The sequence below is a fragment of the Polyangium sp. 6x1 genome, from assembly GCF_029946515.1.
GTDB lineage: Bacteria > Myxococcota_A > Polyangia > Polyangiales > Polyangiaceae > Polyangium.
Map to the genome: position 1 here is coordinate 139,089 of NZ_JARZHH010000009.1, position 12,171 is coordinate 151,259.

The 12,171-nt window shown below is 69.0% G+C and carries 9 protein-coding genes; 7 read left to right on the forward strand and 2 right to left on the reverse strand.

Going from position 1 to position 12,171, the window contains the following annotated elements; translation table 11 throughout:
- Nucleotides 1-88 precede the first annotated feature (88 nt).
- A complete protein-coding gene (locus QHF85_RS12100) occupies nucleotides 89-1,915 on the forward strand; it encodes an aconitase family protein (protein WP_281327292.1) in 1,827 nt (608 codons plus the stop codon).
- 200 nt (nucleotides 1,916-2,115) lie between these two features.
- On the opposite strand, the gene QHF85_RS12105 is transcribed toward QHF85_RS12100, so the two are convergent.
- Nucleotides 2,116-4,128, reverse strand: coding sequence for a DUF4139 domain-containing protein (locus QHF85_RS12105; RefSeq protein ID WP_281327293.1), 2,013 nt, complete (start codon nucleotides 4,126-4,128; stop codon nucleotides 2,116-2,118).
- 217 nt (nucleotides 4,129-4,345) lie between these two features.
- Between QHF85_RS12105 and QHF85_RS12110 the strand changes: the two genes are divergently transcribed.
- Both QHF85_RS12110 and QHF85_RS12115 read left to right on the forward strand, forming a co-directional pair.
- Entirely contained in the window at nucleotides 4,346-5,755 is a 1,410-nt protein-coding gene (locus QHF85_RS12110) for a sulfatase (RefSeq protein WP_281327294.1), read from the forward strand.
- Between the two features lie 19 nt (nucleotides 5,756-5,774).
- Nucleotides 5,775-6,293 carry a hypothetical protein gene (locus tag QHF85_RS12115; protein ID WP_281327295.1) on the forward strand — a complete coding sequence of 173 codons (519 nt, stop codon included), beginning with the start codon at nucleotides 5,775-5,777 and terminating at the stop codon, nucleotides 6,291-6,293.
- A gap of 1 nt (nucleotide 6,294) precedes the next feature.
- Here the strand turns inward: QHF85_RS12115 and QHF85_RS12120 are convergent, their stop codons facing one another.
- Complete coding sequence (locus tag QHF85_RS12120; RefSeq protein ID WP_348652729.1) at nucleotides 6,295-8,634, reverse strand: DEAD/DEAH box helicase; 2,340 nt, start codon at nucleotides 8,632-8,634, stop codon at nucleotides 6,295-6,297.
- Between the two features lie 113 nt (nucleotides 8,635-8,747).
- Here QHF85_RS12120 and lspA (QHF85_RS12125) point away from each other — a divergent pair, with 113 nt between their 5' ends.
- From lspA (QHF85_RS12125) to QHF85_RS12140, 4 genes are all read left to right on the forward strand, one after another.
- On the forward strand, nucleotides 8,748-9,395 hold the full coding sequence (gene lspA / locus QHF85_RS12125) for a signal peptidase II (protein WP_281327297.1): 648 nt from the start codon (nucleotides 8,748-8,750) through the stop codon (nucleotides 9,393-9,395).
- Nucleotides 9,396-9,491: 96 nt separating this feature from the next.
- On the forward strand, nucleotides 9,492-10,181 hold the full coding sequence (lspA, locus tag QHF85_RS12130; RefSeq protein WP_281327298.1) for a signal peptidase II: 690 nt from the start codon (nucleotides 9,492-9,494) through the stop codon (nucleotides 10,179-10,181).
- Nucleotides 10,182-10,188: 7 nt separating this feature from the next.
- A complete protein-coding gene (locus QHF85_RS12135; protein ID WP_281327299.1) occupies nucleotides 10,189-11,217 on the forward strand; it encodes a prolipoprotein diacylglyceryl transferase in 1,029 nt (342 codons plus the stop codon).
- 73 nt (nucleotides 11,218-11,290) lie between these two features.
- Nucleotides 11,291-12,130, forward strand: a complete 840-nt coding sequence (locus QHF85_RS12140; protein WP_281327300.1) for a hypothetical protein — start codon at nucleotides 11,291-11,293, stop codon at nucleotides 12,128-12,130.
- Nucleotides 12,131-12,171: the final 41 nt, after the last annotated feature.

Below are 12,171 nucleotides of genomic sequence, written 5' to 3' on the forward strand. Positions count from 1 at the left end.
GCGGTGGCACCTGGTTTGTCCCCACGTATCCGAACGAGAAGGACGGCCCAAAGAAATGCGCGCACGAGCCGGGGATCCCCCCCGCACGATGCCCCAGAAGATCCTCGCGGGACGCGCCGCCGATCCGCAGCTCCGAGGAGATCTGGTCCAGGTCAAGGTCGATCAGATCATCCTCTCGCGATCGCCCAACCGGGCGCTCGGCGAGGCGCTCTCGGCCGGGATGAAGAAGACGCCGGTCGAGATGGCCGTGGCCTACGACGGTACGTGCGTGACCGACGCGCGCGCGCTCGCCGACGTGGCCGCTGGCGCGCCGCAAGCCGTCTCCCCGGAGTTGCCGGCGCACAACGTGCCCATCGCCCGCGGCGGCATCGGCTTCCCCGCGCCCGTGCACCTCGAGCGATTCGCCGCGCCGGCGAGGCTCGCGCTCACGGACGACGCGCGCCTCGCCCCTGTCGGCGGGGTCGGGATGCTGACGCTCGTGGTCTCTCCGAGCCAGCTCGGCCAGGCCCTCGCGACGGGCTCGACCTGGGTGCGCCCGCCGCGCAGCGTGCAGATCCACCTCTCGGGCCGCGTGCGCCCGTTCGTGTGCGCGCGCGACGTGGCGCTCGAGCTCTTGCGCCGGGGCATCGACGAGATCGTTCGGCGCATCGAGGCCGAGCATCACGCGCCCGTCGTGCTGGAGTTCGCGGGCCCGAGCGCGCGCCTGCTCTCGGTCGCGGAGCGCGCGGTGCTCTGCGGCATCGCGCCGCAGGTCGGCGCTGCTGCGGCCTTGTTCGTGAGTGACGAGAAGACCGAGGTGTTCCTCCGGGATCAGCGCCGCTCCAAGGCGCATCGCGCTCTCGTCCCCGATCCGGGCGCGCCGTGCGAGGAGGTCGTCTCGCTCGATCTCAGCACTGTGGATCCGCTGCTCATGGATGAGGCGGGCGTCGTGCGTCCGGTGCGGGATCTCGCGGGCAAACCCGTGGGTCAGGTCGTGCTTGGCGGCGACTCGGGCGTGACCCTTCGCGACATGCTCGCGGCTGCGCTCCTCCTCAAGTCGAAGCGCGTTCCTTCGCGGCTCGATCTGCTCGTGGCGCCGCCGTCACGCCAGGTGCTCGAGGTCCTCGCGCAGTCGGGCGCGCTCGTGGATCTCGTGGCTACGGGCGCGCGCATCATCGAGCCTGATCGGCGTGTCGTGACGGGCGAGCTTTATCCGCCGCCGGCGGGGACGATCTCGTTGCGCACGGCGGAGCCTGCGCCGCGCGTCCCGGGCGTGCCGTCGTTCGTCGTGGCCTCGGCCGAGACGCTCGCGTATGCGGTGGCCACGGGGACCGTCGGGGATCCGCGCTCGTTCAAGCGCCCTGTGCGCGTGACGGTGCCGCGCGCGCTGCCGACGGACGACGTGCTCGTGCTGCGTGACAAGAAGGGCGAGGGCGCGGCGGCGGGCAAGTCTCCTGCGTTGCCGCCGCCGGCGTCGTGGAAGGGGTCGCTCGTCCTCGACGTGATCGAAGGTGCGTCGCGGCAGGCCTCGAACGGCAAACCTGCGGAGGTACAGGCGACGCCCGGCGGTCCGCCCATCGCGGGTGGAGTCGTGGTCGTGCTCCGCTCCCTCGACGAGGTCCGCGCGGTCGTCGAGAAGACGATCGATCTGCCTGCGCTTCGTGCTGTCGTTGCTCCCTTCGTGCCGAGCACGGCGGTCGCTGCGCTGGCGAGTGAAGGTATCGCGACGTTCGAGGTGCCGCCTGCGTCGCTCGACGGCTTGAAGGGGCAGAAGAGCCTCTCCTTGCCCGAGCCTGCGGCGTGGGGGGACAAGGTTGGCGCGGTCGTTGGAGAGCAAACGATCGAGATGACCTGGCTTGCGCTCGGCGCGGAGCGGACCTGGACGCACGCGGGCACGTCGCGCGCGCCGGGCTCGTCGAAGGCCTCGAAGGCCTGAAAAGGCAATCCCAACCTTTGGATCGACCGCATTGCGGTCGATCCACCTGAGGTCCAGGGCTGTGCCCTGGTTCGGGTCCAGGGGCGAAGAGCCCCTGGTCGGGCCCGGGGTGAAACCCCGGCGCTACGCTGTGGAACGAAACTGAGAAGGGAAGGGGGCGACACACGGCGCTTGCCGCGCGCGCCCCGCTCACGCGCGCGTCACGGGGTCGGCAGCGCCTTCTCCAGCTTGATCGAGGCGAGCAGATCGCGCAGACGCACGGACTGCTCGTTCACCTCGATCTCGAGGATCGTCAGACGCTTCGTGATCTCGCCGAGGCGCGTCGAGGCCTTGCCGAGACGGTCCGTGAAGTCCTGGCGCATCTTCTCGGTGTTTTGCCGCGACACCGTGTCTCGCGGGTCGTCCTTGATCTTCTCGATCGCCTTCAGGTTTCTTCGGAGCTGCTCGCTCTCGCGCTCCAGCGTGTTTTGCTCGGAGGTGAGCTTGTTTCGCTCGTCGAGTGCCGTCCGCAGCTTGCCGCGCGCTTCCCACGTCTTTTTCAGCTCTGCCACCACGAGCTTGTCGGCGCGCGCGTCGTTCATGTAGGCCTTCACGGCGTCGTCGGCGAGCTGCGACAGCACGTCGACCTGGCGCGTGAAGCTGCGACGTTCCTCCACGTCGAGCACGTTCGTCCCGCGCTTCGGCGTCGCCTGCGGGACGAGCGCGCTGCCCGTGCCGACGTTGTCCTCGGTGCCCTTGGGCGGGTTTTCGAGTCGCGTGCCGGGCATCCGCGCGTGCTTCACGAGGGTCTTTGCGTCGAAGTCCGTGCCGTTCTTGATCGTGTACTTCGTGTGGTAGACCCAGTCGCGCTCGATGTAGAGCTGCCCCGCCTCGATCTTCGCGAGGCGCGCGCTGAGCTCGTCTTCCGTGCGATCTGTCGTCACGGCGAGGCCTCGTTCGAGGGCGAACGGCACGGTCGCGACGGCTCCGGGCGGCAGCGGATCGACCATGCCTTGGCCGAGGAACGCGCCGCCGTCGAACACGGCGATCGGGCCCTTTTCGAGGATGCCCTTCGTGTTGTTCGTGAAGCGCGCGACGCGGAACGGATGCGAGAACGAGTCGCGCACGCCGCCGTCCGGCGAGAACAGGAAGATCGCCTCGCCGGGCACGCTCTGCGCGAGCAAGAGGACCATCGTCGCGCTCTTGTTCGGGATGTCGACGGCGAAGGGGAGATCGTAGCGCGTCGTGCCGCCTTCCATCGCCACGGCCGCGAGTGCGTTCACGTTGCGCGGGTTCGAGGGCGTCACCGGGGGCGGCATCTCCTGCTGGTACGGCGCGGGCGCGGCTGCCTGGCCGGTGGCCGGATATCCGCCGCCGTAGTTCGCCGCCACGCGGCCCTTCTTCGTGGGCGCCGCGCGCGTCGCCGATGAGCGCGGCGCCGCATATCCGCGGCCCTCGCCGCCGAAATCGCCGTCCATCGCCGCTTCTTCCTTCGCGGACTCGGCCTCGGCGAGCAGCCCTTCGAGGCTGTCGCCCGGCTCTTCGGTTCGCGACGCGCCCATTGGCGGAGGCGGAGGCGGAGGTGCGGGCGCCATCGTGGGCAGGCTCGTCTCGCCCACGGGCACGGATGCAATCACCTCGCCTTGATCCGTCACCACGGGGCGCGGCGGCACCACGGGTTTGTCGAGGGTCGCCTGGAATGCGAGCGGGGCGCCTGCGACGAGCGAGAGCCGCACGCCCTTCCAGTCCTCGCCCGACTGGTTCTGCACGATGCCCCAGGCCTGCAGGTCCGCCTTCCCTGAACCGGCGCTCTCGGCCTTGCCGATCACCAGACGATACGAGGGCCGCCAGACCGGCGTCTCCGCGACGTAGCCGACCACGAGATCGTGCTCCTCGCCGTCGAGCGTCAGCCGCACTGTCTCGCGCCCGTCGCCCTTCTTCTTCTTCGGCGGCTTCGGCGGCTGCGGCGGCATCGGCATGCCGTACCGAGGCTCGGGCATCGGCGGCTCGGCCTCGCTGTCCTCGCCCTCCTCTTCGCTGTCGCCGTCGTCCTTGTCCTTGTCGAGCTCGACCGGGAACGACGCGCTGCGCACGCTGCTCCCGCCTTGCTCCATCACGGCGAGCGTGGCGAGGAAGTCGCCGATGCGCTCGGTCCGGACCTTGAACGCGACCTCGGCCTCGTCCACGTGGCCCGCGCGCTCGTAGTACCCGACGCCGTTGCGGTAGATGACCACGCGCCGGAGCGCGAGACCGCTGGCGACATCCGGCCCCCGCGCACATCCCGCGAGGGGGAGTGCGGAGGCCAGAAGGAGAAACCCACCCACAGCGCCCAGTCGAAAGTGAGAAAAGCGGCTCATTCGTTGCCTCGAACGCGCGAGGATACGTGGCCTTACACCAAAATGTGCGGTTTTCGCGGCCGTCCGGCACGAACGGGGGTAAGTAGCCGGCGCCATGCCCTCTGCTCTGCGAAGTACCGCGTTCCTGGCCCTGCTCGGGGCCTCCGCTGCCTGCACCCAGAACGGCGAATCCCAGCCTCCGAAGCCCGCCGCGACGCCTGCCGCCGAGACCACGAGCGCTGCTGCGCCGGCCGTCTCGATCGCGCCCGCTGCGAGCGCGGCGCCGGCTGCTGCGAGCGCCGCCGAGGCTCCGAAGGACGCGCCGGCCGACGCGAAGGCGACGGGGCTGCCCAAGGACCTCAACGTCCTCGTGGTCACGGTCGACAGCTTGCGGGCCGACATGCCCTGGCTCGGCTACCCGCGCGACATCGCGCCGGTGCTCACGAAGTTCGCGAAGAGCGCGGTCTCGTACTCGCGCTTCTATGCCGTCTCCTCGTACACGGCGATGAGCCTCGGCGGCTTCCTCTCGGGCCGGTATCCGAGCGAGCTCGAGCGCAGCGGCTACTTCTTCGGCAACTACCCCGACAGCGTGCTCATGTTCCCCGAGCTCCTGCAGAAGGCCGGCGTGCGCACGTTGACCGCGCACGCGCACTTCTACTTCGACCAGAAGGCCGGCTTCCGGCAGGGGTTCGACGTCTACGAGATCATCCCGGGGTTGTCCGTGGACAACACGACGGACAAGAACGTCACGAGCCCGCAGCACGTCGATCTCGCGAAGAAGATCCTCTCGGAGAAGGCGAACACGGGCGGCCGCTTCTTCGCCTGGTTCCACTTCCTCGATCCGCACGATCAGTACATGCCGCACGACGGCATCGGCCCGTACGGCAAGTCGACGCGGGACAAGTACGACGCCGAGGTCACGTTCACCGATCAGAACCTCGGCAAGCTCTTCGAGTTCGTCGATTCGCAGGAGTGGGGCAAGCGCACGGCGATCATCGTGTCGAGTGATCACGGCGACGCGTTCGGCGAGCACGGCATGTACCGCCACGGCTTCGAGCTCTGGGACGTGCTCACGCACGTGCCGCTCATCATCCGCGCCCCGGGCATCACGGCGCGCCAGATCGACGAGCCGCGCAGCGGCGTCGACCTCGCGCCCACGATCCTCGAGATGTTCGGCCAGCCGAAGGATCCGGCCATGCAGGGCACGAGCCTCGTGCCGGAGCTCTACGGCAAGGATCCCGAGAAGCGCGACGTGATCCAGGATCTTCCGCGCACGAGCGACAACGATCGCCGCCGGGCCTTCGTGCGCGGCGACTGGAAGCTCATCTCCGAGGGCGACGACGCGGGCTACCGCTTCTTCAACCTGAAGGACGATCCGGCCGAGAAGGTGGATCTCAAGAAGAAGAACGCGGACGAGTTCGAGAAGATGAAGGCCGCGTACAAGGACAAGAGCGGCACGATCAAGGACGTTTGTCCGAAGATGCGCGAGAAGCTGAAGGGTAAGAACAAGAAGAAGCCCTGCTGAGGGAAGGGAGCGACGGGCCGTGGACAAACTCACGCGAGGCGCTTCGGGGCTCCGTCATCTCCGGTGGGCGCGCGAGATCTACGCGACGCTGGCCGCGCACGTGGAGCACAGCGGGCTCGACGGCGAGTCGAAGAAGGCGCTGCGCAAGGAGCTCACGCGGCTCGACAACTGCATCCAGGAGCTCTCCGGCGCGGTGAAGGGCTACCGCGATTTCCTGGAGCGCGAGCGCGTTCGCTACCGCGGCGCGATCCGCGCGGCGCGCTTCTCGCAGCCCGCGAGGGCCGGCGGGCTCGAAGCCGTCGAGGCCGCCGAAGCCACGATGCAACGGGAAGCGCTGCCGCGTCAGCGCACGTTGAAGGCCGCGCTGGAGCTCGCGATCGCGGAGCTACGCGCACACCTGTCCGAGATGGACACGCGCATCGCCGGGGTCGTCTCGGAGGCCTTCGTGGACAACCTCTACCCGCCGCTCACGAAGGACCGCTCGCGCGTCGCCGACGTCGGAGACGACGACGACGACGCGACGGGGCGCGACGATTGACTCAGTGAAAGATCGAGGCGAGTAGCCCCAGCGCCGCCTTCTTCCGGATCCCGTCTCCGCTCGTCGCGCCCACGCACATCGGGCACCCCGACTGACACGTGCACCGTGAGACGAGCTGCCGCGTCCGCGCCACGAGCTCGTGCGCCGCCTCGTAGATCCGCTCCGCCAAACCCACGCCGCCCGGCACGTTGTCGAAGAGGAAGATCGTCGGATCGAACCCGGCATGCGGGCCGCCCGACGCCTGCGGTGGCAGGTTCTCGTCGTCGCCGCCGTCGCCGAGCGTCTGCCCGATGTCCCGCGGATCGCACATGAGCGCGAGCGTCGAGACCGTCTCCAGCGCGACCGCGATCCCGCGCATCCCCTCGATCGCGGCGGCGCGCCCGAGCCCGAGCTCCATGCACACCTCCTCCGGCACCGTCAGCCAGAAGCTCGTCGTGTGCATCTGCATGTCGGGCAGCCGCACGTCGCCGTAGCCCGTGTTTTCGTGCGTGTGGAACTTGATCTTCTTGTACCCGACGATCTTCTCCACGACGCTCACCTCGCCCCAGCCCGTCAGAGCCCTGCCGAGCGGCGCGCGCGCGCTCTCCTCGATGACGGCCACCTTTCGCTTCGTCATCGCGGTCGTGAAGTAGTCGGGCTCGACCTTCGTGACGAACGCCTTGTGGTTCTCGTAGTCGAGTTTTTCCACTTGGTACTGCTCGCCGTCGTGCTGATAGATCGCCTGCTCGTGCAGCATCGTGTGCGTCGAGCGGAAGTCGAGCTCGGCGAGGACCTTGCCCTGCGCGCGATCGATGATGACGAAGTTGTCCCAGCCCACGGTCCGCAGGCTGACGTGGTTCGCCGGGTACGCGTCCGTCGACCAATGGAATCGATCCTCGGACTCGTGCACCACGCCGTGCCCGGCGAGGAAACGCAGCGCCGCCTCCGTGTTCTCGGGGTCCATGCCGCGATAGTCTTCGCCGCGCAAAAACGGCATCTCGAACGCCGCGCACTTGAGGTGCTGGATCAGGATCTCGGTGTTCTCCGGATCGATCCGCGCCTGCTCGATCTCGCCGCGCAGCAGGTACTCGGGGTTCGTCGCGAGGTACTGATCGAGCGCCGTGGAGTTCGCAACCATCACGGCGATGCTCGTGCCGCCGCGCCGTCCTGCGCGACCAAACCGCTGCCACGTCGCCGCGATGCTGCCCGGGTAGCCAGCGCAGACGACCGCGTCGAGCTCGCCGATGTCGATCCCGAGCTCGAGCGCGTTCGTGGCCACGACGCAGAGGATCTCTCCTTCCCGTAGACCGTGCTCCACGCGCCGCCGCGTCTCCGGCAGGTAGCCGCCGCGGTACGCCATGATCGCATCGGGCCCGACCTCGTCGCCCACGCGATCACGCAGGTACTTCAGCATGATCTCGACGGAGTTGCGCGACTGGCCGAACACGATCGTCGGCACGCGCGCCCGGATGAGATCCACCGCGAGGCGCACGGACGCCTTCAGCGTGCTCGCGCGCACGCCGAGCTCGGCGTTCACGACAGGCGGGTTGTAGACGAAGAGCCGCCGCGCGCCCCGCGGCGCGCCCGATTCGCCGACCACGCGGATCCGATCCTCCGGCACGCCGAGCAGCCGCGACGCGTGCTCGCCGGGGTTGCCGATCGTCGCCGTCGCGCAGAGGAAGATCGGATCCGATCCGTGGAACTGCGCGACGCGCCGCACGCGCGCGAGCACGTGCGCCACGTGCGATCCGAAGACGCCGCGGTAGGTGTGCAGCTCGTCGAGCACCACGTACTTGAGCCGCTGGAACGTCCGCGCCCAGTGCGCGTGATGCGGCAGGATCCCCGCGTGCAGCATGTCGGGGTTCGTCATGACGATCGGGCTCCGCTCGCGGGCCGCGCGCCGCGCGTCGCCCGGCGTGTCGCCGTCGTAGACGATGGCCGGGATCGTGAGCCCCGCGTCGCGGATGAGCTTCTGCACCCCGGCCTCCTGGTCCCGGGAGAGCGCCTTCGTCGGGTAGAGGTAGATCGCGCTCGCGTCGGGATCGGCCATGAGCGCCGAGAGCACGGGCAGGTGGAAGCACATGCTCTTGCCGCTCGCCGTCGGCGTCGCGACCACCACGTGCTTGCGCTCCTTCGCGGCCGTGAGCGCCTCGGCCTGGTGCGCGTAGAGCCGCGTGATCCCGCGGGAGGCGAGGGCGCGGCGCAGCGCGTCGGGCAAATCGGCGGGGATCTCGCGGTAGTCGCCCTCGGACGCGGGCAGGGCCCGATCGGCGGTGAGGCAAGGGCGCACGTACCCGGAGGCGAGCCAGCCTTCGATCACGGCATCGACGCCCACGGGCTGCTTCCACGGCGGCAGCGGCATGGCGCGCATACTAAACGGATGTACCGCGGTGCGCCACCACGCCCCAAGGAACAAGGAGCCCCTCTGGGCTGCTTTGCAGGTCCATGGCCCATCGCGTACACATGGGCGACCCCATGACCGGACACGACGCCGAGGAAAAGCGCGCGGAGGCGCCCCCGAACGACGCCTACCGTCCCTCCATGCTTTTCCTGGCCGTGATCACGGTCGTGTCCGCCGCGGCGGATCTCGCCTCGAAGGGATGGGCGAAGGCCGCGTTGTCCGGGGCAGACAAGGGCCGCTCGAAGAGCATCGAGGTGATCAAGGATCACTTCGACTTCATCTACACGCTGAACCCGGGCGGAGCCTGGAGCTTCCTCCGCAGCTTGCCGGAGAACCTAAGGCGCCCGTTTTTCCTCTTCGTCTCCTCGGCCGCCATCGTCTTCATCGTCTCGGTCTACCGCCGGATCCACCGCGATCAGTGGGCGATGCGCTGGGGCCTGCCCCTCGCGCTCGGCGGCGCGATCGGCAACCTCGTCGACCGCATCCGCTACGGCTCGGTCATCGACTTCATCGACTTCTACATCATCCGGAACGGCCGCGAGACGCACTGGCCGACGTTCAACGTCGCCGACATCGCCATCGTCGCCGGCGTCGCGCTCATGGCCCTCGATACGTTCCTGTCGCGCAAGACGCGCGGTGGATCGGGCGAGCCCGTGCCGCCGGCCGAGCCCTTGACCGCGGGCCCCGCACCCGACGCGCCCCTGCCTCCAGGAGAGGCGTAGAGGCAATTCGACACTGGACAGCCGACACGCCTCGGGGTACCGCCGAACACGCTACGGAAAGATCGGCGCGCCCCCTGGCGCACCATTGCGAAGACCATGACGGAAGAGAAATCCGAGGAGCTAGAGGCCGCCGGGGCCGCGGGCGAGGGGGCGAACGAGCCGAGCGCGGAGGCCCCGGAGACCGGGGCGGGTGAGGCCCCCAAGGCCGCGCCGCCGTACCGCGCCTCGTACGTCTTCCTCGCCGTGGTCGCGGTCGTCACGCTGGCGCTCGATCTGGGCAGCAAGTGGTGGGCGGTCCAGAACCTCGACAAGCCGTTCGCCCGCGTCGACCTCATCAAGGGCTACCTCTCGCTCGCGCTCGCGCACAACCGCGGCGGCGCGTGGGGCCTGCTCCAGAACGAGAGCGAGAACGTGCGCAGGCCGTTCTTCGTGCTCGTGTCGATCGTGGCGATCGCCTTCATCGTCTCGCTCTACCGCAAGCTCGCCCCGAACCAGACGGCACTCCGATGGGGCCTGCCGCTCGTGCTCGGCGGAGCGCTCGGCAACCTCGTCGACCGCATCCGTTACGGGCACGTCATCGACTTCATCGACATGTACATCGGCAACGGCACCGGCCTCGACAAGCTGGTCGAGAAGATCTCGGGTCCGATGCGCGAGTACCACTGGCCGACCTACAACATCGCCGACATCGCGATCGTGGCCGGCGTCATCCTGATGGGCGTCGACATGTTCACGTCGCGCAAGAAGAGCGCGCCGCCGAAGAAGGCCGAAGAAGCCTCTTCCTGAAGGAGCCATGCGACCCGAGCTCTTCCGCGTCTTCTACCTCGACATCGGGTTCCCGGCCTATTTCGGCCTGCTGCTCGCAGGCTTCCTGTTCGCCACGGCGCTCGGATCCATGTGGGCGCGGCGAATCGGGCAGGATCCCGATGTCGTCGTCGATCTCGGGCTCGCGTGTCTGCTCATGGGCGTCGTCGGCGGGCGCCTGCTGCACGTCATCGCGGACGGCTACTTCTGGGACTACGTGCACCTCTGCACGGACCCGACGAAGGTCGACTGGCCGTACAACGAGGCGCAATGCGCGCAGCTCGTCCCGCGCGGCTCGGGATTCAACCTCTTCGGCTGGTACCCATTCGGCGCGGAAGAGCGCGTCGCACGCGGGGTCTGGGACGCGGCGCGCGGCGTCTGTCATCCGCCCGCGGCCGATTGCTTTGCGTGGGCGAAGTTCTGGCAGGGCGGGCTCGCGTATTACGGCGGGTTCATCGGCTCGACGCTGATGGCGCTCTACCTGCTGAAGCGTGATCGTTTCCCGTTCTGGAAAGCCGCGGACATGGCCGGGTTCGCCGTGCCGCTCGGGCTCGGCTTCGGGCGCATGGGATGCCTGCTCGCGGGCTGCTGCTTCGGCGTGCGCACGGACGGCCCGCTCGGCCTCTCGTTCCCCGCGAACAGCCCCGCGAGCGAAGCGCAGTGGAAGCTGCACGAGCTGCCCGGGATGAACCACGTCTCGCACCCCGTGCACCCGACGCAGATCTACGAGTCGGCCGTCTCGTTCGCGATCGCAGCCTTCTGCCTGCTCTACGTCCACGGCCGGAAGCGCTACGACGGCCAGGTCTTCGTCGCGTTCCTCGCGCTCTACGCCATCGGCCGGTTCCTGCTCGAGTTCTTGCGCGCCGACGATCGCGGCGGTCTGCTCAACCTCTCGACCTCCCAGCTCATCGGCCTCGCGCTCTGCGGGCTCGCCTTCGCCCTCCACAAGCAGCGCAGCCGCGCCTCCGCGACCCCGCCTCCGGCCCCCCCGGCCGCCAAGACGGCGACCGCGAGCTGATCGTCCTCGCTGGATCCAAGCGCTCGCCCCGCGAGGCATTTTGCCGCGCCCGGGAAGCGCTTATCCTGGCCCCATGACGAAGCCCTCTTCGCTTTCCCTCGCTCTCCGGGCCTCCATGTTCGGGAGCCTCGTGTTCGTCGCCGCGGCGTGCGGGTCCTCGGAGACCGATCTCGACCCGCGGCCTCCTTGCACCGGCACAGGCTGCGTGAACCCGAGCGGCGGCAGCAGCGCCACCGGCGGCGGCGGCGGCTCAGGCGGGCAGGGGGGCGAAGGCGGGACGCTCTCGAACGACGTCACCGGTAACGTGGGCGTGCTGAACGAGCCGAGCTTCTCGCAGATCGGCCCCTACGCGGGCGCCTCGACGATCTTCGCCACGTCGAGCACGGGCATGCCCCTCGAAGCGCCCTACGGGGACATGGTGACGAGCTTCAGCCTGCCCTCCGTGATCAGCGGGACGCCGTGGATCTTCGTTCGCGACGAAACCATCGGAGCAACAGGCATCCTGTCCACGCACTCGGCGGTGCGCGTGCCCTCCTCGGGGCCCGTGACCCTGCCCGTCGTCGATCGCAACGTGCTCTCGTCGATCGCAGGGACGCTCCCCGCGCCGCTCGTCATCGACACCGCGCGCGCGCACCTGATCATCAAGCTCTCGCGCAACGGACAACCGCTCTCCGGCGTGACGCTCACGACGCCGCTGCCAGGCGCGGAGATCGTCTACGACACCGGCGTCGGGCTCTACTCGAACCAGACGAACCTGACGGGCACGGCCGGCGTGATCCTGGTCTTCGACGTCGATGCGCCCCAGACGGCCGAGCAACGCACGCTCACGCTCACGGACGCAGCCCAGCAAGGCTTCACCATTCAGCTCCCGATCCAAGCAGGCGCAGCGACGGTCGGGGCGTTCGTGTTGTAGACGTATCCTTGACGGGATCAGGGCCATCCCCGAAAGTACGC